11 protein-coding genes are annotated in these 20,512 nt (G+C 73.2%); 6 read left to right on the forward strand and 5 right to left on the reverse strand.

Going from position 1 to position 20,512, the window contains the following annotated elements; translation table 11 throughout:
* Positions 1-24 precede the first annotated feature (24 nt).
* Both pepN (IE295_RS20950) and IE295_RS20955 read left to right on the forward strand, forming a co-directional pair.
* Positions 25-2,625, forward strand: a complete 2,601-nt coding sequence (pepN, locus tag IE295_RS20950) for an aminopeptidase N (protein ID WP_190065246.1) — start codon at positions 25-27, stop codon at positions 2,623-2,625.
* A gap of 121 nt (positions 2,626-2,746) precedes the next feature.
* Positions 2,747-3,793 (forward strand): hypothetical protein, encoded by a 1,047-nt coding sequence (locus IE295_RS20955; protein WP_190065247.1) that lies wholly within the window; start codon positions 2,747-2,749, stop codon positions 3,791-3,793.
* 18 nt (positions 3,794-3,811) lie between these two features.
* On the opposite strand, the gene IE295_RS20960 is transcribed toward IE295_RS20955, so the two are convergent.
* A complete protein-coding gene (locus IE295_RS20960) occupies positions 3,812-5,557 on the reverse strand; it encodes a TIGR03767 family metallophosphoesterase (protein ID WP_190065248.1) in 1,746 nt (581 codons plus the stop codon).
* A gap of 514 nt (positions 5,558-6,071) precedes the next feature.
* On the opposite strand from IE295_RS20960, the gene IE295_RS20965 reads away from it, so the two are divergent.
* The 3 genes from IE295_RS20965 (at position 6,072) to pepN (IE295_RS20975) (ending at position 12,700) form a co-directional block, all read left to right on the forward strand.
* Entirely contained in the window at positions 6,072-8,780 is a 2,709-nt protein-coding gene (locus IE295_RS20965) for a S8 family serine peptidase (RefSeq protein WP_372479201.1), read from the forward strand.
* A gap of 172 nt (positions 8,781-8,952) precedes the next feature.
* The gene (locus IE295_RS20970) at positions 8,953-9,981 is read left to right on the forward strand and encodes an aspartate-semialdehyde dehydrogenase (RefSeq protein WP_190065249.1); all 1,029 of its coding nucleotides are present in this window, start codon (positions 8,953-8,955) and stop codon (positions 9,979-9,981) included.
* Positions 9,982-10,129: 148 nt separating this feature from the next.
* Positions 10,130-12,700 (forward strand): aminopeptidase N, encoded by a 2,571-nt coding sequence (gene pepN / locus IE295_RS20975; RefSeq protein WP_190065250.1) that lies wholly within the window; start codon positions 10,130-10,132, stop codon positions 12,698-12,700.
* Positions 12,701-12,766: 66 nt separating this feature from the next.
* Here the strand turns inward: pepN (IE295_RS20975) and IE295_RS20980 are convergent, their stop codons facing one another.
* From IE295_RS20980 to malQ, 3 genes are all read right to left on the reverse strand, one after another.
* The gene (locus IE295_RS20980; RefSeq protein WP_224323335.1) at positions 12,767-13,741 is read right to left on the reverse strand and encodes an acyl-ACP desaturase; all 975 of its coding nucleotides are present in this window, start codon (positions 13,739-13,741) and stop codon (positions 12,767-12,769) included.
* 183 nt (positions 13,742-13,924) lie between these two features.
* Positions 13,925-14,146, reverse strand: a complete 222-nt coding sequence (locus IE295_RS20985; RefSeq protein WP_190065424.1) for a hypothetical protein — start codon at positions 14,144-14,146, stop codon at positions 13,925-13,927.
* Between the two features lie 135 nt (positions 14,147-14,281).
* Positions 14,282-16,336 carry a 4-alpha-glucanotransferase gene (gene malQ, locus IE295_RS20990; protein WP_190065252.1) on the reverse strand — a complete coding sequence of 685 codons (2,055 nt, stop codon included), beginning with the start codon at positions 16,334-16,336 and terminating at the stop codon, positions 14,282-14,284.
* A 441-nt stretch (positions 16,337-16,777) separates the two neighbouring features.
* Between malQ and IE295_RS20995 the strand changes: the two genes are divergently transcribed.
* On the forward strand, positions 16,778-19,756 hold the full coding sequence (locus IE295_RS20995) for a glycoside hydrolase family 84 protein (protein ID WP_224323345.1): 2,979 nt from the start codon (positions 16,778-16,780) through the stop codon (positions 19,754-19,756).
* 64 nt (positions 19,757-19,820) lie between these two features.
* Here IE295_RS20995 and IE295_RS21000 read toward each other — a convergent pair whose 3' ends face one another.
* Positions 19,821-20,357, reverse strand: a complete 537-nt coding sequence (locus IE295_RS21000; RefSeq protein WP_086570884.1) for an HNH endonuclease — start codon at positions 20,355-20,357, stop codon at positions 19,821-19,823.
* Positions 20,358-20,512 lie beyond the last annotated feature (155 nt).

Here is a 20,512-nt window from a genome sequence, read left to right on the forward strand (position 1 = left end):
GCCGACGAATGAGGGAGCCGCGACGTGCCCGGTGAGAACCTGACCCGCGAGGAGGCCCGCGAGCGGGCCAGGCTGCTGACCGTGGACGCCTACGACGTGGCCCTCGATCTGCGGTCCGCACCGGGCCCGGGCCCCGAGCCGCGCACGTTCCGGTCGGTGACCACGATCCGCTTCCGCTGCGCCGAGCCCGGCGCGGCGACCTTCGCCGACCTGCTGGCCCCCGCCGTCACCTCGGTCACCCTCAACGGCACCGAGCTCGACGCGAAGGCCGTGTTCGACGGCTCGCGGATCGCGCTCGCGGACCTCGCCGCCGAGAACGTCCTCGTCGTCGACGCGGAGTGCGCCTACAGCCGCACCGGCGAGGGCATGCACCGCTTCGTCGACCCCGAGGACGGCGAGGTCTACCTCTACACCCAGTACGAGCCCGCCGACGCCCGCCGCGTCTTCGCGAACTTCGAGCAGCCGGACCTCAAGGCCCCCTTCACCTTCTCGGTGACGGCGCCCGCCGACTGGACGGTGCTCAGCAACGGCGAGCAGGACGGCGAGCCCGAGAAGGCCGACGTCTCCTCGGCCACCTGGCGCTTCGTGCCCACCCGGCCGATCTCCACCTACATCACGGCCGTCGTGGCCGGCCCGTACCACGTCGTCCGCGACCACTACAGCCGCACCTTCGACGACGGCACCGTCCTCGACATCCCGCTGGGCGCGCTGTGCCGCAAGGGCCTGGCCCGGCACTTCGACGCCGACGACATCTTCACCGTCACCAAGCAGGGGCTGGACTTCTTCCACGACCACTTCGACTACCCCTACCCGTTCGGCAAGTACGACCAGGCGTTCGTGCCGGAGTACAACATCGGGGCCATGGAGAACCCGGGCTGCGTGACCTTCCGGGAGGAGTTCGTCTTCCGCGGCAAGGTGACGCGGTCGTCCTACGAGCGCCGGGCCAACGTCATCCTGCACGAGATGGCGCACATGTGGTTCGGCGACCTGGTGACGATGCAGTGGTGGGACGACCTGTGGCTCAAGGAGTCGTTCGCCGACTTCATGGGCTCCTTCTCGCAGGTGGAGGCGACGCGCTTCGACAACGCCTGGATCACCTTCGCCAACAACCGCAAGGCCTGGGCCTACCGCGCCGACCAGCTGCCCTCCACCCACCCCGTCACGGCCGACATCCACGACCTGGAGGACGCCAAGCTCAACTTCGACGGCATCACCTACGCCAAGGGCGCCTCGGTGCTCAAGCAGCTCGTCGCCTACGTGGGCCGCGACGCCTTCCTCGAGGGCGCCCGCCGCTACTTCAAGCGCCACGCCTACGGCAACACCCGCCTGACCGACCTGCTCCAGGTGCTGGAGGAGACCTCGGGCCGGGACATGGCCGCCTGGTCCCGGTCCTGGCTGCAGACGGCCGGGGTCAACTCGCTCACCCCCCTGGCGACGTACGACGCGGCCGACCGGATCACCGAGCTGGCCGTCCTCCAGGAGGCGCCGCAGACGCACCCCGAGCTGCGCCCGCACCGCGTGGCCGTCGGGCTCTACCGCAGGCGCGAGGCCGGCGGAGCCCTCGAGCGCTACGCCCGCGCCGAGGTCGACGTCTCCGGTCCCCGCACGGTGGTGGCGGAGCTGGCCGGGGCGGAGCGGCCCGAGCTGATCCTGGTCAACGACGACGACCTCACCTACTGCAAGATCCGCTTCGACGAGGGCTCGCTGGACACCCTGCGCGAGCACCTGGGCGACCTGACCGACCCGCTGGCCCGCGCCCTGTGCTGGTCCGCCCTGTGGAACCTCACCCGCGACGGGCTGCTGCCCACCCGCGACTACCTCGGCCTGGTGCGGCGCTTCGCGGGCGCGGAGACCGACATCGGCGTGCTGCAGATGGTGCAGGCCTGGGCCACGAGCGCGCTCACGTACTACGCGGCCCCCGACGCGCGGGAGCCCGCCGGCCACGAGCTGGCCGGCAGCGCGCTGCGCGAGCTGCGGCTGGCCGAGCCGGGCAGCGGCCACCAGCTGGCCTGGGCGCGCTTCTTCGCCCAGCTCGCCGCCACCGAGGCGGACCTGCAGCTGCTCGGCGGCCTGCTGGACGGCACCGCCCGGATCGACGGCCTGGACGTCGACCAGGAGCTGCGCTGGGCGTTCCTGGGGACGCTCGCCGCCCGCGGCGTGGCCGGCGAGGCGGAGATCGCGGCCGAGCTGACCCGCGACAACACCGCCTCCGGCAGGCGGCACCAGGTCCGCTGCCTGGCGGCCCGCCCGTCCGCCGAGGTCAAGGCCCGGGCGTGGGCGGAGGTCGTGGAGTCCGACACCCTCTCCAACGCGCTGGTCGAGGCCACCATCACCGGCTGGGCCCGGCCGGACCGGCCGGATCTGCTGGCACCGTACGCGGCGCGCTACTTCGAGGCGATCGAGCGGGTGTGGCGGGAGCGGTCCATCGAGATCGCGATGGCGATCGTCCGCGGCCTGTTCCCCATGCTGCAGGACGACGTGAGCACGCTGCGGGCCGCGGACGCCTGGCTCGCCGGGCACGAGGACGCCGCCCCCGCCCTGCGGCGGCTGGTGGCCGAGTCCCGGGACGACCTGGCGCGGGCGCTGCGGGCCCAGGAGTGCGACGCGGGGGCCGCTGCCCTTTAAGGCTCCTCACGCGCCTTCACCGGACCTTCAAATCGCTGACAAGACGGCGGGGTTGTCCGGAAATCCCGACGGGTGCGTAACAGCGGTTAGGGGGCGGGGCGGGAGCGGGAATGGCCGGGGCATGAACTCCGACACCCCCCTCTCCCCACGCCCCCTGTACCACCTCTCCGACGTCCGGCACCGCGTCATGACCGCCCGTCAGCTGCGGGAGCACGGCGTGACGGGTGCCGAGGCGGGTGAGCGCTGCCGCTCCGGCGGCCCCTGGCGGCAGCTGCTGCCCGGGGTCTACCTCCTCCACACCGGGCCGGCCACCAGCGAGGAGCGGCTGCACGCCACCCTGATGTACACCCTTCCGCGCGCCCGGGTGCCGCGTCAGCCGGGCCCGGGCGGAGCGCGGGAGCCCGATCCGGGCCCGTACGGCCAGGCGATGATCACCGGCGCGGCGGCGCTGGCCCTGCACCGGTTCACGGCCGTGCCCTCGCTGCTCTCCCTGGAGCGCATCGACGTGCTGGTGCCGCGCACCCGGCGGCTGCGGTCGACCGGGTTCGCGCGGATCGTACGGGCGCACACCCTGCCCCGGCCGGTGCTGCTCACCGGTGTGCCGGTGGCGCCGGCCGCCCGCGCGGTGGCCGACGCCGTGACCCACATGACGGACGCCGGCGAGGTGCGGCGGCTGCTGACGGAGGCGGTGCGCGGCGGGCACTGCGAGGCGTCCGCGCTGGTGCGGGAGCTGACCCGGGCCCGGCTGCTGGGCCGGCCGCGGGTGACCGAGACCGTCGACGCGCTGCTCGCCGAGAGCCGTTCGGCCGCGGAGGACAGGCTCTACGCCATGGTGCGCGAGCAGGCCCTGCCCGCCCCGCTGTGGAACGTCGACCTGCGGCTGCCGGGCGGGCCGAGCCTGGGCTGCGTGGACGCGTTCTGGCCCGACCACGCCGTGGCGCTCGAGCTCGACACCCGGGCCGCGCACGGCCAGAACGACGCCCTGTGGTCCGAACAGTCCCGCCGGCGCGAGCACTTGGAGCGGCTGGGGGTCACGGTGGTGCGGGTGGCGCCGGGGAGTCTGCGGGGCCGGTACGCGCTCGAGGAGCAGGCCGCGGTCGTCCGTACCGCTCTGGTGGCGTCGGCCGACCGCGATCCCGCCGCGTATCTCGTCGTGCTGCCCCGGTGAGGGAGGCCCGACGGGCCGTCAGCGCATGGGGAGCAGCAGCTCGGTGTTGCGGTCGGTGGGCGAGCCCGCGAGCGAGGTGTCCGAGCCGGGCGCGTTGAAGGCCAGCTCGCGGTAGAGGGCCGCGAGCCCGGTCTGGGACAGGTCGTGGAAGTCGGTGCGGTAGGGCGCGGCCGACTCGATGAGCGTGGTGAACAGGGAGATCGTCCCGTCCTTGTTGTCGGTGATCTCGATGACGCGGGCGAGCTGCGGGTAGTCGACGTGCGAGGCGGTGGCGATCTCCCAGAAGCTGCCGCGCGGCCGGATGCGGTTGCGGTGGCTGTGGCCGTTGATCCAGGCCAGGACGTTCTTGTGGCGGCCGAGCAGGGCGAGCACCTCGTCGCCGTTGTGCCGCTTCTCGCCGGGGCGGGCGGGGTCCGGCGTCATGTTGCTCATGCTCCAGCTCGGGTGGTGGCTGAAGACCAGGGCGTACTCGTCCTTGTGCTGCTTGAGCGTGCGGTCGAGCCAGTTGAACTGGGCGGTGCCCAGGGAGCCCTGGTAGTGGCCGCCCGGGTCCGTCGAGTCGAGGCTGATGCCGATGACGCGGTCGGAGACGCGGAAGGTGTAGTAGAGGTTGCCGGAGTCGAGGTTGGCGCGGGTGTAGCCGTGGCCGACGGGCCCGCGGCCGGCGTAGCGGGGGTCGAGGTGGGCCGCCACGTACTGCCGCGCGGTCAGCGGCACCCGGCGGGGGTCGGGGGTGACCGTGCGCATGTCCTTCTTGTGGGCCCGGAGCATGGCCTCGATGCGCTTGCCCTTGGGGTCGGCGCCGTTGACCTCGCCCTCGATCAGGTACTTGGCCTCGGCGGGCGGGATGTACTGCAGCTTCTTGTTGCCGACGGCGACGTCGGAGATGAAGGTGCCCGCGGCCGGGTAGCAGCCGCCGGAGAGCCCGTCGTGGTTGCCGAAGGTGGAGTACCAGGGGATGTTCAGGCCGGGGCTGGTCACGCTGCGGCAGGCGGCGGCGAGGTAGCCGTCGATGCGGGGGTAGCCGACGGCCTTGTCCTGGTCGCGCAGGGCGGTGTCGGGGTGCCAGTAGAGCTTGAGGCCGCTGTTCTGCACGCCCTCGTAGTGGCGGGGGTCGCCGGTGTTGGGGTTCATCCGGCCGCCGCTGAGGGCGGTGAGGAACCACTCCACCTCGATCCTGGCGTTCTCGTCGCCGTTGTCGCCGGTGGTCATCATGAAGCCGAGGGGCTTGCCGGTGGCGGGGCCCCGGCGCAGCTTGTTGACGCGCTCGACGAGGGAGACCACGCCGGGCAGGGTCAGCGCCTCGTGCGGCCGCCAGCCGCCGGCGTCGGCGGAGCGGAAGAACTCGTAGCGCAGCGGGTGCTGTACGTCCGTCAGGTGCAGGTCGGTGAACTGCACGAAGCAGGCGAGGGCGGTGCGCCGGTCCTCGCGGCCGTTGTGCCCCTCGGCCAGGTCGGCGCGCACGACCCTGGACCAGCCGGGGCCCTCGGCCAGGCGCCGGTAGCCGCCGCTGCCGCGCGGGGCGGCGACGGAGACCAGGGTGGTGCCCGCGCCCGTGGGCGCGGCCTCGGCCTCCGTGGTGGCCACGGCCTGGGCGGGTGTTCCGGGCGCGGGTGTGGGATCGCCCGGCGTGGCGGCTGCCGGGCCGGCGTCCATGCCCACGGCCAGGCCCAGCCCGGTGGCCGTGGTGACGGCACCCGCGGCGGCCAGGAAGGAGCGGCGGTCGAACTGCGAGTCTGCGGTTCTGCGGGATCTGCGGTGCATGGCGGTCTCCCCGAGTGCGAACGCGAAGGCAGGCGGTCTTGCGGGCGGGCTGCGGCCCCGGTCAGTCAGGATCGTTGGCAGCGCGAATGACCTGGGCGTGAACATGACCGCAACGGTCGCCGCCGATCACCTCACATGGATCTTGGCTAGTGCGAACTGACATACACCACTCGTCCCCTGGAGTTCTGACGCTCACTCAGCGTTCACCCTCGAGGGGAACCCTGGCACCGGTCATCGGGCAGTGCGTTGGTCCGTTTGTCGTACAGCTGCTGAGCTGCGAGAACGCCGCTGACCGCTTCACGGCCTCCGTCCCGCTTCATCCCGCGTGGCGCATGGCGGGTTTACGCCATCCTTATGTTCCCTCCCCGACAACTCTCCCCAAACCCCCGCCACTTCCATAAAAGTGATCGCTCACCGGCCTCCGCATTCCGGACGCCAGGTCGTAGTGCCCACCGCTGTGCACTTTTCGTTACCCGTTTTTTCTTCTCTTCCTCACTTCCAGTCAGGGATGCCCATGACCACCACCCCCGACCCCCGGAACGCGCCGCCGGGCGCGAGAGCCGCGGCCCGAATAGCCATAGCGGCCTCGCTCGTGGCCGCCCTCACCGCGGCGGGCGCCGCCCCCGCGCTCGCCGACGACCCGCGGCCGGCTCCGGGACCGGCCAAGTCCGGCCCGGACAAGCTCGGTTCGCAGGACGCGGACCTGCTGGCAAAGGCCAAGGCCGACGGCGACAAGACCGTCACCATGATGATCGCCACCCAGCCGGGGAAGACCGGCCCGGTCGCCGGCGCGCTGGACGCGATCAAGGGCGCCTCGGTGGGCCAGTCCTACGACAAGCTCGGCTACGTCCGCGTCACCGTGCCCACCGGCAAGGCCGACGCCGCCATCGACGAGGCGAAGAAGCTCGATGCCGTGCACGGCATCGACCTCAAGCAGGAGATCCGGCTCCCGGACCCGACCCCGCGCGCCGACACCGGCTCGGCGGCGCAGTCGGCGCGGAAGCTCGCCAAGGGCCGGACGTACCCCGCCCCGGGCAGGAACACCCCGGCGAAGAACCCCTACCAGCCCGCCTTCGAGACCGGCGCCGTCGAGTTCACCGAGGACCACCCCAAGGCCGACGGCCGCGGCGTGACCATCGGCATCCTGGACTCCGGCGTGGACCTCGCCCACCCGGCGCTGCAGAAGACCACCACCGGCGAGCGCAAGATCGTCGACTGGGTGACCGCCACCGACCCGCTCGCGGACGAGGACGGCACCTGGCTGCCGATGACGTCCGACGTGGCCGGCCCCTCCTTCTCCTTCAACGGCCGCACCTACACCGCGCCCGCCTCCGGCTCGTACCAGGTCGCCCTCTTCCGCGAGAGCGAGACCACCGGCGGCGACATGAAGGGCGACCTCAACCGGGACGGCGACACCACCGACTCCTGGGCGGTCCTCTACGACAAGGCCGCGGGCACCGTGCGCGTCGACCTCGACGACGACGGGAACTTCGGCAACGACGCCGACATGAAGCCGTACAAGGACGGCTTCCAGGTCGGCTACTTCGGCAAGGACAACCCCGACACCCCGATCGCCGAGCGCATCCCCTTCGTCGTGCAGGTCCGCAAGGACGTGCCGATGGACCCCAAGGGCGGCGACTGGATCGGCAAGAAGGCCGACTTCGTCAACATCGGCGTCATCGAGTCCGAGCACGGCACGCACGTCGCGGGCATCACCGCCGCCAACGGGCTCTTCGGCGGGAAGATGAACGGCGCGGCGCCCGGCGCGAAGATCGTCTCCTCCCGGGCCTGCACCTGGACCGGCGGCTGCACCAACGTCGCGCTCACCGAGGGCATGATCGACCTCGTGGTCAACCGCGGCGTCGACATCGTCAACATGTCGATCGGCGGCCTGCCCGCGCTCAACGACGGCAACAACGCCCGCGCCGAGCTCTACACCCGCCTCATCGACACCTACGGCGTCCAGCTGGTGATCTCCGCGGGCAACAGCGGCCCCGGCCTGAACACCATCGGCGACCCGGCCCTGGCCGACAAGGTCGTCAGCGTCGGCGCCTCCGTCTCCAAGGAGACCTGGGCCGCCAACTACGGCTCCGAGGTCAAGACCGCGTACGCGATGATGCCCTTCTCCTCCCGCGGCCCGCGCGAGGACGGCGGCTTCACCCCGACGATCACCGCCCCCGGCGCGTCGGTCAACACCACGCCGACCTGGGAGCCGGGCGCGCCCGTCAAGGAGGCCGGCTACGACCTCCCGCCCGGCTACGGCATGCTGCAGGGCACCTCGATGGCCTCCCCGCAGGCCACGGGCGCCGCGGCGCTGCTGATCTCGGCCGCCAAGCAGAAGCACATGAAGCTGACGCCCGCCGACCTGCGCACGGCGCTGACCAGCACCGCCAAGAAGATCAAGGGCTTCCAGGCGTACGAGCAGGGCTCCGGCCTGATCGACATCGTCGAGGCCTGGGAGGCGCTGCGCGACGGCGCCACCGCCCACGAGTACGCCGTCAAGGCGCCCGTGTCCACCGCCCTGTCCGGCCGACTCAAGACCCCCGGCTTCGGCACCGGCGTCTACGACCGCGAGGGCGGCCTCAAGGCCGGCGAGACCCGTACGTACGACGTCACGATCACCCGCACCTCCGGCCCGGACAAGCCGGTGCGGCACGAGCTCGAGTGGCGCAACAACGACGGCACCTTCAAGCTCGTCGGTGACGACGAGGTCAAGCTGCCGCTGAACAAGCCGGTGACCGTCAAGGTCCGGGCGAAGGCCAAGGCGGCCGGCATCCACAGCGCGATCCTGGCCGTGGACGACGAGCGCACCGAGGGCATCGACAAGCAGATCATGACCACCGTGATCGTGGCCGAGCCGCTCGCCTCCAACGTCTTCAAGACGTCCGGCAAGGCCACGCGCAACGCCACCACGTCGTACTTCGTGACCGTCCCCCAGGGCACCAAGTCGCTGGAGGTCGCCATGAGCGGCCTGGCCGACGGCAGCCAGACCCGGTTCATCGCCATCAGCCCCTACGGCGTCCCGGCGGACAAGACCTCCACGATCAACTGCTACCCGAACTACCCGAACCCCGACAACACCTGCCGCCCGGACCTGCGCTCGTACAAGAACCCGGTCCCCGGCGTCTGGGAGTTCGAGGTCGAGTCCCGCCGCACCTCCCCGCTGCTGGAGAACCCCTACACGCTGACGGTCACCGCCGGCGACGGTGCCACCAAGCCGTAGCCTCCGACGATCCGGCCGCCGGGGCCGGGACGCGCCCTCACCGGGACGCGTCCCGGCCCTCGGACAATGGATTGGACTTTTGGGGCGGGTACCACCACATGATGGAACTGTTCAGCCGGGTGCACCGTCCCCGGCAGTGACAGTTGTGGTGTACATGAGCTAGGGAGCACTCGTGAGGATCGGAATCGTCGGAGCCACCGGTCAGGTCGGCGGAGTCATGCGCAAGATCCTCGCCGAGCGGGAGTTCCCGGTCAGCGAGCTGCGCCTGTTCGCCTCGGCGCGCTCCGCCGGCTCCACGCTGCCCTGGCAGGACACGCAGATCACCGTCGAGGACGCGGCCACCGCCGACTACTCGGGCCTGGACATCGTGCTCTTCTCCGCCGGCGGCGCCACCTCCAGGGCGCTGGCCGAGAAGGTCGCCGGGCAGGGCGCGGTCGTGATCGACAACTCCTCCGCCTGGCGCCGCGACCCCGAGGTGCCGCTGGTGGTCTCCGAGGTCAACCCGCACGCGATCGCCGACCGCCCCAAGGGCATCATCGCCAACCCGAACTGCACCACCATGGCCGCCATGCCGGTGCTCAAGCCGCTGCACGCCGAGGCCGGCCTGACCGCCCTGGTCGCCACCACCTACCAGGCGGTCTCCGGCTCCGGCCTGGCCGGCGTCGCCGAGCTGGACGGCCAGCTGCGCAAGGTCGCCGACCGGGCGGCCGAGCTGACCCACGACGGCGAGGCCGTGGAGTTCCCGGAGCCGGGCGTCTACAAGCGCCCCATCGCCTTCAACGTCCTGCCGCTGGCCGGCGCGATCGTCGAGGACGGCAGCTTCGAGACCGACGAGGAGCAGAAGCTCCGCAACGAGTCCCGCAAGATCCTGGAGATCCCGGACCTCAAGGTCTCCGGCACCTGCGTGCGCGTCCCCGTCTTCTCCGGCCACTCCCTGCAGGTCAACGCCCGCTTCGAGCGTCCGGTCAGCGTCGAGCGCGCCTACGAGCTGCTCAAGGACGCGCCCGGCGTCGAGCTGTCCGAGATCCCGACCCCGCTGCAGGCGGCGGGCAAGGACGTCTCCTACGTGGGCCGCATCCGCGCCGACGAGACCGTGGAGCACGGCCTGGCGCTGTTCCTCTCCGGCGACAACCTCCGCAAGGGCGCGGCCCTCAACGCCGTCCAGATCGCCGAACTGGTCGCCGCCGAGCTGCGCGGCTGACCCGCGACGCGACGCGTGAGGGGGCGGGCCCGCCGGGCCCGCCCCCTCGGCGCATCCGCCGACAGCGTACGCACCGCCACGGACAGCGATGCCGTGGAAGGATGGCCGGGAACGTCGTGATGTGCCGTGATGTGAAGGAGATGCCCTGGTGCCCGGAACGAATCTGACCCGCGAAGAGGCACAGCAGCGGGCCCGCCTGCTGACCGTGGACGCCTACGAGATCGACCTCGACCTGTCCGGGGCTCAGGACGGCGGCACCTACCGGTCCGTGACCACCGTGCGCTTCGAGGCCACCGAGGCGGGCGACTCCTTCATCGACCTGGTCGCGCCGGCCGTGCACGAGGTCGTGCTGAACGGCACCGCGCTGGACGCGGGCGAGGTCTTCCGGGACAGCCGCATCGCGCTGCCGGGCCTGGTGCCCGGGCGCAACGAGCTGAAGGTGGTCGCGGACTGCGCGTACACCAACACCGGCGAGGGTCTGCACCGCTTCGTGGACCCGGTGGACCAGCAGGCCTACCTCTACACGCAGTTCGAGGTGCCGGACGCCCGCCGCGTCTTCGCCTCCTTCGAGCAGCCGGACCTGAAGGCGACATTCCGGTTCACCGTGAAGGCCCCCGAGGGCTGGACCGTGATCTCCAACTCGCCGACGCCCGAGCGCCCGGCCGACAACGTCTGGCGCTTCGAGCCGACCCCGCGCATCTCCACGTACATCACCGCGCTGATCGCCGGCCCGTACCACTCGGTGCACAGCACGTACGAGAAGGACGGCCAGAGCGTCCCGCTGGGCATCTACTGCCGCCCGTCGCTGGCGGAGTTCCTGGACGCCGACGCGATCTTCGAGGTGACGCGGCAGGGCTTCGACTGGTTCCAGGAGAAGTTCGACTACGCCTACCCCTTCGCCAAGTACGACCAGCTCTTCGTCCCGGAGTTCAACGCGGGCGCGATGGAGAACGCGGGCGCGGTCACCATCCGCGACCAGTACGTCTTCCGCTCGAAGGTGACGGACGCCGCGTACGAGGTGCGCGCCGAGACGATCCTGCACGAGCTCGCCCACATGTGGTTCGGCGACCTGGTCACCATGGAGTGGTGGAACGACCTCTGGCTGAACGAGTCGTTCGCCACCTACACCTCCATCGCCTGCCAGGCGTATGCACCGGGCAGCAAGTGGCCCCACTCGTGGACGACGTTCGCCAACTCCATGAAGACCTGGGCGTACCGGCAGGACCAGCTGCCGTCCACCCACCCGATCATGGCGGACATCCGCGACCTGGACGACGTGCTCGTCAACTTCGACGGCATCACCTACGCCAAGGGCGCCTCGGTCCTCAAGCAGCTCGTCGCCTACGTCGGCATGGACGAGTTCTTCACCGGCGTCCAGGCGTACTTCAAGGAGCACGCCTTCGGCAACACCCGCCTGTCCGACCTGCTGGGCGCGCTGGAGAAGACCTCCGGCCGTGACCTGAAGACCTGGTCGAAGGCGTGGCTGGAGACCGCCGGCATCAACATCCTGCGGCCCGAGATCACCACGGACGCCGACGGCGTCATCACCGCCTTCGCCGTCCGGCAGGAGGCCCCCGCGCTGCCCGCCGGCGCCAAGGGCGAGCCCACCCTGCGCCCGCACCGCATCGCGATCGGCCTGTACGACCTCGACGGCGGCAAGCTGGTCCGCAAGGACCGGATCGAGCTGGACGTCGACGGCGCGCTGACCGAGGTCCCGCAGCTGACCGGCCGGACCCGCCCGGCCGTGGTGCTGCTCAACGACGACGACCTGTCGTACGCCAAGGTGCGCCTGGACTCCGAGTCCCTGGCCACCGTCACCCAGCACCTGGGCGACTTCGCCGAGTCCCTCCCCCGCGCCCTGTCCTGGGCCTCCGCCTGGGACATGACCCGCGACGCCGAGCTGGCCACCCGCGACTACCTGGACCTGGTGCTGTCCGGCATCGCCAAGGAGACGGACATCGGCGTGGTGCAGTCGCTGCACCGCCAGGTCAAGACCGCGCTCGAGGTGTACGCCGCGCCGACCTGGCGCGAGACGGGCCTGGCGAAGTGGACCGAGGCCACGCTCGAGCACCTGCGCGCGGCCGAGCCCGGCAGCGACCACCAGCTGGCGTGGGCCCGGGCCTTCGCCGCCACCGCCCGCACCGACGAGCAGCTGGACCTGCTGTCCGGCCTGCTGGACGGCACCGAGACCGTCGAGGGCCTGGCCGTCGACACCGAGCTGCGCTGGGACCTGCTGGGCCGGCTGGCCGCGACGGGCCGCGCGGACGAGAAGGCCATCGCCGCCGAGCTGGAGCGCGACAGGACCTCGGCGGGCGAGCAGCACGCCGCCTGGGCCCGCGCCGCGCGCCCGACGGCCGAGGCGAAGGCCCAGGCCTGGGCCGCGGTCGTCGAGTCGGACAAGCTGCCCAACGCCGTGCAGGAGTCGGTCATCGGCGGCTTCCAGCAGGCCGACCAGCGCGAGCTGCTCGCCCCCTACGCCGAGAAGTACTTCGCGGTGGTCAAGGACGTCTGGGACAACCGCAGCCACGAGATCGCCCAGCAGATCGCGGTCGGCCTCTACCCCGCGCTGCAGGTCTCCCAGGCCACCCTGGACGCCACGGACGCCTGGCTGGCCTCGGCCGAGCCGAACGCGGCGCTGCGCCGCCTGGTCACCGAGTCCCGCGCGGGCATCGAGCGGGCCCTGAAGGCCCAGGCCGCGGACGCGGCGGCGACCGCCTGACGGCCGTAGCGACAACGACGAGGGCGCCCCGGACCGTACGGTCCGGGGCGCCCTCGGGTGTGCGGCTCAGGCCTTCTCCGCCCGGGCCCGCCGACGGGCCAGCAGTGCCTCGCGCTTCTCGTCGAACTTCCGCGCCTGGTCGTCCAGGCCGCCCATGAACAGCCCCAGCTCCTCCTGGGCGCGCAGACCCTCCGGGCCGAGGCCCGTGATGTCCAGGACCTTCAGGAAGCGCAGCACCGGCTGGAGCACGTCGTCGTGGTGGATGCGCAGGTTGTAGATGCCGCCGATGGCGATCTGCGCGGCGGCGCGCTCGAAGCCGGGGATGCCGTGGCCGGGCATCCGGAAGCCGGTCACCACGTCCCGCACCGCGCACATCGTCTGGTCGGGCGCCAGCTCGAAGGACTTCCCGAGCAGGTTGCGGTAGAAGACCATGTGCAGGTTCTCGTCCGTGGCGATGCGGGCGAGCATGCGGTCGCAGACCGGGTCACCGGAGTGGTGGCCGGTGTTGCGGTGCGAGATGCGGGTCGCCAGCTCCTGGAAGGCGACGTAGGCGACCGAGTGCAGCATGCTGTGCCGGTTGTCGGACTCGAACCCCTCCGACATGTGCTGCATGCGGAACCGCTCCAGCGCGACCGGGTCCACGGCGCGCGAGGTGAGCAGGTAGTCCCGCATCACGATGCCGTGCCGGCCCTCCTCCGCCGTCCAGCGGTGCACCCAGGTGCCCCACGCGCCGTCGCGGCCGAAGAGCGAGGCGATCTCGTGGTGGTAGCTGGGGAGGTTGTCCTCGGTCAGCAGGTTGACGATCAGGGCGGTCCGCCCTATCTCCGTCACCTTCGACTGCTCGGGGGACCAGGCCTCGCCGCCCATGACGCCGTCGAAGTTACGGCCGTCGCTCCACGGCACGTACTCGTGCGGCATCCATTCCTTCGCCACCTTCAGGTGCCGGTTCAGCTCGGCCTCGACGACCTCTTCGAGGGCGTACAGCAGCCGGCTGTCGCTCCATACGGCCGAGCCGCCGTGCAGGGAGGGGGCTGTGGTCACGGACGGCTCCTGGGGGTGGGGCGACTTACTTACGGCCCCGTAGGTTACGTCACCGTAAGTTAAGGGCGGCATAAAGATGATCGTTCCGCCCGCCCGGCCCCCCGGAGAAGGGCAGCAAAAAGCCGGCCACGGCTCCGCGGGGCGGAGTCATGACCGGCGTCGTACGGCGTGGAGCGCTGGGCCTCAGCGCGAGGTGCGCGGGTGGTGGGTGCTGGCGGCGTGGGTGCGGGGGTTGTCCGAGCCCCGGGACATGACCATGGTCAGGCCCGCGATGACCAGGAAGAGAACGATCGGAGCGACCACGTAGAGGCCGAGCGTGTTGATCGCGCTCAGGCCCGGGCCCGGGTCGTCGCCGTCGTCGCGGGTGAGCGCGAACGCGGGGGACGACATCAGCAGCATCAGCATCGTGCCGGCGGAGATGGCACCGGCGCGCACGGCGTTCTTGTTGACCTTATTGCTCACGGCCTCAACGTATCGGACAGCCGCGAACCGCGCGCGCCCGGGGTGGCCTATCGGCGTCCACCGGCCCCGCCCCGCTGGTCACGGAGTTCGTTCACGGAGTTCCTCCATCAGCGCGTGCAGCCGGGGCGAGGCCGCCAGCTCCTCCAGGGACAGCGGCCGCCCGGCGGCGTCGGCGACGGGCAGCCGCCAGTTCGGGTACTGGTCCCAGGTGCCCGGCAGGTTCTGCGGGCGCCGGTCCCCGACGGCGTCCGGCAGCCAGACGCCGACCAGGCTGGCGGGGGTGCGCAGCAGGAAGCGGTGGACCGCCTTGACGGCCGCCTCCTCGTCGCCCGGCCCCTCCGGCAGCAGCCCCAGCCGGCCGAACAGGGCCAGCCACTGGGCCACCCCCATGGCGTCCTCGCGCTGCTCGACGGCCAGCGGCCGGTCCAGCAGCCCCAGGCGGTGCCGCAGCTCCACGTGGTCGCCGGTGAGCCGGGCCGCGGTGCTCGGCAGGTCGTGGGTGGTGGCGGTGGCCAGGCAGCCGGCGCGCCAGCGCTCCGGCTCCAGCGGCTCGGGCCTCGCGGCGCCGCCTTCGTAGTCGCGCTCGAACCACAGCACCGAGGTGCCCAGCACCCCGCGCCCGGCGAGCGTCTCGCGCACCCCGGGCTCGACCGTGCCCAGGTCCTCGCCTATGACGGCCGCGCCCGCCCGGTGGGCCTCCAGCGCCAGGACGCCGAGCATGGCCTCGGCGTCGTAGCGGACGTACGCCCCGCGCCGGGGCTCGTACCCCTGGGGCACCCACCACAGCCGGAACAGCCCCATCACATGGTCGATGCGCAGGGCGCCCGCGTGCCGCAGCAGACCCCGCAGCAGCTCGCGGTAGAGGGCGTAGCCGGTGGCGGCCAGGGCGTCGGGACGCCAGGGCGGCAGGCCCCAGTCCTGGCCCCGGGAGTTGAAGGCGTCGGGGGGCGCGCCGATGGACATCCCGGCGGCGAAGGCGTCCTGCTGCGCCCAGGCGTCGGCACCCGAGGGGTGGACGCCGACGGCCAGGTCGTGGACGAGGCCGACGCGCATGCCGGCGGCGCGGGCCGCCCGCTGGGCGCCGGCCAGCTGCTCGTCGGTGAGCCAGGCCAGCCAGCAGTGGAAGTCGACGCGGTCCAGCAGCTCGCCGCGGGCGCGGGCGGTGCGGGCCGAGCGGGGGTCGCGCAGCCCGGCGGGCCAGGCCCGCCAGTCGGGGCCGTGCACCTCGGCCAGCGCGCACCAGGTGGAGTGGTCGTCGAGGGCCTGGCCCTGCTCGGCGAGGAAGTCGCAGTACGCGGCGCGGCGGCCGGGGCCCTGCGGCACGGCCCGCAGCAGCTCCAGCGCCCGGCGCTTGAGCTCCCACACCGCGTCCCGGTCGATCAGCTCGCCGCGCCGCAGCACGCCGTCGCGCAGCCCTTCGGCGCGGGCGAGCAGGGCGTCGGCCTCCTCGCGGGCGGCTCCGGCGAGGTGGGCGAACTCGGGGACCGCCTCCACCCGCAGGTGGACCGGGTCGGGGAAGCGGCGGGAGGAGGGGCGGTAGGGCGAGGGGTCGGTGGGCGGGCCGGGGACGGCCGCGTGCAGGGGGTTGACCTGCACGAAGTCGGAGCCGAAGGAGCGGCCCGCCCAGGCGGCCAGCTCGGTCAGGTCGCCGAGGTCGCCCATGCCCCAGGAGCGGGCGGACAGCAGGGAGTAGAGCTGGACCAGGAAGCCGTGGCCGCGCCCCTCGGGGGCGGGCAGCCGGTCGGGCGCGACGATCAGGGGGACGCGGGCGGAGCGGCCGTCGGGGGCCTGGGCCCGCAGGAGGTGACCGCCGAGCGGCAGGGGCGCCGCGCCGTCCCAGTCGAGGCCGCGGCCGTCCTCGGTGTCCACGCGCAGCAGCGTGCCCCCGGGCAGCTCCGGCAGATTCCGCTTGTGTCCCTGGCGGAGGACGACGGCCGGGGGCAGCAGGCGGCCGCGCGCGGCGGCCTCATGGGCCTCGAGGGCGTCGCGGACGGCCCTGGGGGTGGAGGCGTCGACGCCCAGGGCGGCGAGGACCGCGACGACGGTGTCCTCGGCGACCCGGGCGCTGTGACCGGGGGCGGGCTCGTACGTGGTGGCGACACCGTGCAGTTCGGCAAGGCGCGCTCTGCCCATCGATACCTCCGTGGTCGCCCGTGCCGGTCGCCTGATGCCCTACCCATCCGCCGCGCCCGCCGACACCTTCGGTTCCCCGATGTCGCTTTGACTCCCCTTCGGGAGGCTTCGGTTTCGGTTCCGCTTCGGCTCGCTTCCATGACCGGCGGGGCATTACCGGCAGTTCGGGCAGCTGCGTTGACACGCCCAGCACCTGGTGATGGGCTCATCGCTCACGGGCGTGACACCAGGGGCAAGGAGAAGGCCGTGCGGTTCCCGGGCGACGACCCCTCGTACGCACACGACGCGTGCGGGCACGAGCCGTACGGACGTGCGTCGTACGGACACGACGGCGAACGCGACGGCGGCGCCCGGCGGCGGCCCGGACGTGCCCTCGGCACCGGCCGGCTCGGCAGGGTCCTCCCCTCCGGCGCCGGCTCCCGGCGGGCCGGCGTCACCGTCCTGGCGGCCGCCCTCCTCGGCGGGCTGCTCGGCAACGCCGGCGACGCCCTGGCCGACCCCGGACCCTCGCCGGCCGCCGGCGCCCCGGGCGCGGACGCCCCCGACCGGGAGGGCACGGGCGGCCTCCCGCCCGTCTGGCCGCGCCCCCAGACGGCACGCGCCCAGGGCTCGTACGTCCGGGTGGGTGACGAGGTCACCCTGATGGCCGAGCAGGGCACCGACCCGTACGCCGTCGAGGCGCTGCGCGAGGTGCTGCACGCCGCGGGCGCCCGGACGGTCGTCGACGCCCAGCCCGGCGGCACCCCGCCGCCGGACGGGCTCATCGTCTACGCGGGCGGACAGGCGGCCGAGGACGCCCTGCGGTCGCTGGGCGCGAGCCCCATCGCCGACCTGCCCCGGGGCGGCTACCGCCTGGCGACGGGCACCGCCGGCGGCCGGCCCGCGGTGGCGCTGGCGGGCATGGGCACGGACGGTCTCTTCCACGCCGCGCAGACGCTGCGCCAGCTGGTGGTGGAGCGGGACGGCGGGCGGGGCTTCGCGGGCGCGGTGATCCGGGACTGGCCCGGCACGGCGGTGCGCGGCGTGACCGAGGGCTTCTACGGCAGGCCCTGGTCGCAGCCGCAGCGGCTGGCCCAGCTGGACTTCATGGGCCGCAGCAAGCTGAACCGCTACCTCTACGCGCCCGGCGACGACCCCTACCGCCAGGCCCGCTGGCGCGACCCCTACCCCGCCGCGCAGCGCGCGGAGTTCCGGGAGCTGGCCGAGCGGGCCCGCCGCAACCACGTGACGCTGGGCTGGGCCGTCTCGCCGGGGCAGGCGATGTGCTTCTCCTCGGCCGGGGACATCCGGGCGCTCAAACGCAAGGTCGACGCGATGTGGGCGCTGGGGGTACGCGCCTTCCAGCTGCAGTTCCAGGACGTCAGCTACAGCGAGTGGCACTGCGACGCGGACGCCGACGCGTTCGGCTCGGGCCCCAAGGCGGCGGCGAAGGCCCAGGCGAAGGTGGCGGGCGAGCTGGCCCGGCACCTGGCGGCCAAGGACGACGCGGCCCCGCTGTCGCTGCTGCCCACCGAGTACTACCAGGACGGCCGCACCGCCTTCCGGCGGGCGCTGGCCGAGGCGCTGGACCCGCGGGTCGAGGTGGCCTGGACGGGCGTGGGCGTGGTGCCCAAGACCATCACCGGCGGCGAAGTGGCCGACGCCCGCGCGGCCTTCGGCCACCCGCTGGTGACCATGGACAACTACCCGGTCAACGACTTCGCGCAGGACCGTATCTTCCTCGGCCCCTACACCGGGCGCGAGCCGGCCGTGGCCACGGGCTCGGCCGCGCTGCTCGCCAACGCCTCGGCCCAGCCGACCGCGTCCCGCATCCCGCTGTTCACCACCGCCGACTACGCCTGGAATCCGCGCGGGTACCGCCCCGACGAGTCCTGGCGGGCCGCCGTCGACGACCTGGCCGGGAGCGACGGCGAGGCCCGCGAGGCGCTGCGGGCGCTCGCCGGCAACGACGCCTCCTCCGTGCTGGGCGGCGAGGAGTCGGCGTACCTGCGGCCGCTGCTGGACGACTTCTGGGCGGCGCTGGCCGGCTCCGACCCCGGCAGGCTGGAGGGGGCCGCGCAGAAGCTGCGGGGCGCCTTCCGCACCATGGCCTCGGCGCGGGAGAAGCTCGCCCCCGCCCTCGGCGCGGAGGTGCGGCCGTGGCTGGAGCAGCTGGCCCGGCACGGCGAGGCGGGCGTGCGGGCCGTGGACATGCTCACCGCCCAGGCGCGCGGCGACGGCGCCGCCGCCTGGCGGGCCCAGCTGGACGTGCAGCGGCTGCGCGGGCGGATCGGCCAGGACCGGGCGACCGTGGGCAAGGGCGTGCTGACGCCCTTCCTGGACCAGGCCCTGGCCCGCGCCAACGGCTGGACCGGGGTGGACCGGCCGCTGCGCACGGCGGGCCGGGCCACCGACGGCGACCCGGCCACCGCCGTCCGCCCCAAGCCCGGCGAACCGCTGTCCGTCCGGCTGCCCGCGCCGCACCCGCTGACCGTCGTCACCCTGCTCACCGAGCCCGGGCACGGGCAGGCGGGCACCGTCGAGGCGCACGACGCGGTCAAGGGCTGGCAGCCGCTGGGGCCCGTGGAGGCCGGCGGCTGGACGCAGGTGCCGGGCAAGGGGCTGCGCGCGGACGCGCTGCGGGTGGTGTGGAGCGGGGACGCGGCGGCGGCCCCGCCGGCCGTGCACGAGTTCACGCCGTGGTTCGCCGACACCCGCACGGCCGTCTTCGAGGTGGAACAGGGCGACGTGGACGCGGAGACCGGCGGCAGGCCGGCCGTCATCGAGGCCCGCATGATCAACCAGCGCCCGGAGGCGGTCCACGAGAAGCTCACGGTCAAGGCGCCCGAGGGGGTGACGGTCAAGGCCCCGGCCGAGCTGTCCGCGGTGCGCGGCGGCGTCACCACGGCCCGGATCGAGCTGACCGTGCCGGCCGGGAGCCCGGGCCGGGTGTTCACGGTGCCCGTCAGCCTCGCCGGACAGGAGCGGACCGTAACCGTCCGGGCGTTTCCGCCGACCGGGGGTCCCGACCTGGCGCCGGGCGGGAAGGCGACCTCCTCGGGCGACGAGACCCCCCGCTTCCCGGCCTCCGCCGCGCTCGACGGCGACCCGCGCACCCGCTGGTCATCGCCGCACCGGGACGACGCCTGGTGGCAGCTGGAGCTGGCCCGCCCGGTCCGGCTGGGCCGGCTCGTCCTGCACTGGCAGGAGGCCCACCCCGCCCGCTACCGCGTCCAGGTCTCCCCGGACGGGCGCACGTGGCGCGACGCGGCGGCCGTGGCCGACGGCAAGGGCGGCGTGGAGGCCGTGCGCATGGACGCGCCGGACGCGCGCTTCGTGCGCGTCCAGGGCGAGAAGCGCGCCACGCGCTTCGGCTACTCGCTGTGGCAGGTGGAGGCGTACGCCGTGCGGGAGCCCGGAAAGGGCGGGCAGGCGCGCTGAGACCGGGTCATCGTCGTACCCGGGGCGCCCGCCGCGCCCCGCGTACGACGATGGCCCGGTGTTCTCAGGCGGAGATGCCGTCGATCCGGGCCATCGCGTCCTCCGCGCCGTAGGCTTCCAGGTACGGCAGCCAGCGCGGATCCCTATGGCCCGTGCCGATGATCCGCCAGGCCAGGCCGGACGGCGGTGCGGGTTGATGACGCAGCCGCCAGCCGAGCTCGGCGACGTGCCGGTCGGCCTTGACGTGGTTGCAGCGACGGCACGCCGCGACCACGTTCTCCCAGGCGTGCTGGCCGCCTCGGCTGCGCGGGACGACGTGGTCGACGCTGGTTGCGACGCCACCGCAGTACGCGCAGCGCCCGCCGTCCCGGGCGAAGAGGGCACGGCGGGTGAGCGGGACGGGGCCCCGAAAGGGGACCCGCACGAAGCGCTTCAGCCTGACGACGCTGGGCGCGGGGACGGTGCAGGACGCGCTGTGCAGATAGGCGCCGGAGTCCTCGAGGCTGATGGCCTTCTCATTGAGGACGAGTATGAGCGCGCGGCGGAGCGGTACGACGCCGAGCGGCTCGTACGACGCGTTGAGGACCAGGACATGCGGCACGGGTGCCTCCTTGTACGCCGGCGGCGCGTGGCTCGCGCCGGGACGATCTCCTGCAAGTGTCCCCTGGCCCCCGCCACCGGCGCCACCATCACCGGGTAACGGGTCTCAGGTGTTTTGGAGCACACCGGGGAGCACCGCTCGGCCCACCACGGCCA

The organism is Streptomyces griseocarneus (genome assembly GCF_014655595.1).
Taxonomy (GTDB): Bacteria; Actinomycetota; Actinomycetes; order Streptomycetales; family Streptomycetaceae; genus Streptomyces; species Streptomyces griseocarneus.

Excerpts from the sequence above, each read along its gene's own strand:
- malQ (WP_190065252.1), bottom strand. The coding sequence starts at position 16,336 with ATGGGCAGAGCGCGCCTTGCCGAACTGCACGGTGTCGCCACCACGTAC.
- IE295_RS20965 (WP_372479201.1), top strand. The coding sequence starts at position 6,072 with ATGACCACCACCCCCGACCCCCGGAACGCGCCGCCGGGCGCGAGAGCC.
- IE295_RS20960 (WP_190065248.1), bottom strand. The coding sequence starts at position 5,557 with ATGCACCGCAGATCCCGCAGAACCGCAGACTCGCAGTTCGACCGCCGC.
- IE295_RS20985 (WP_190065424.1), bottom strand. The coding sequence starts at position 14,146 with ATGCTGATGCTGCTGATGTCGTCCCCCGCGTTCGCGCTCACCCGCGAC.
- IE295_RS20955 (WP_190065247.1), top strand. The coding sequence starts at position 2,747 with ATGAACTCCGACACCCCCCTCTCCCCACGCCCCCTGTACCACCTCTCC.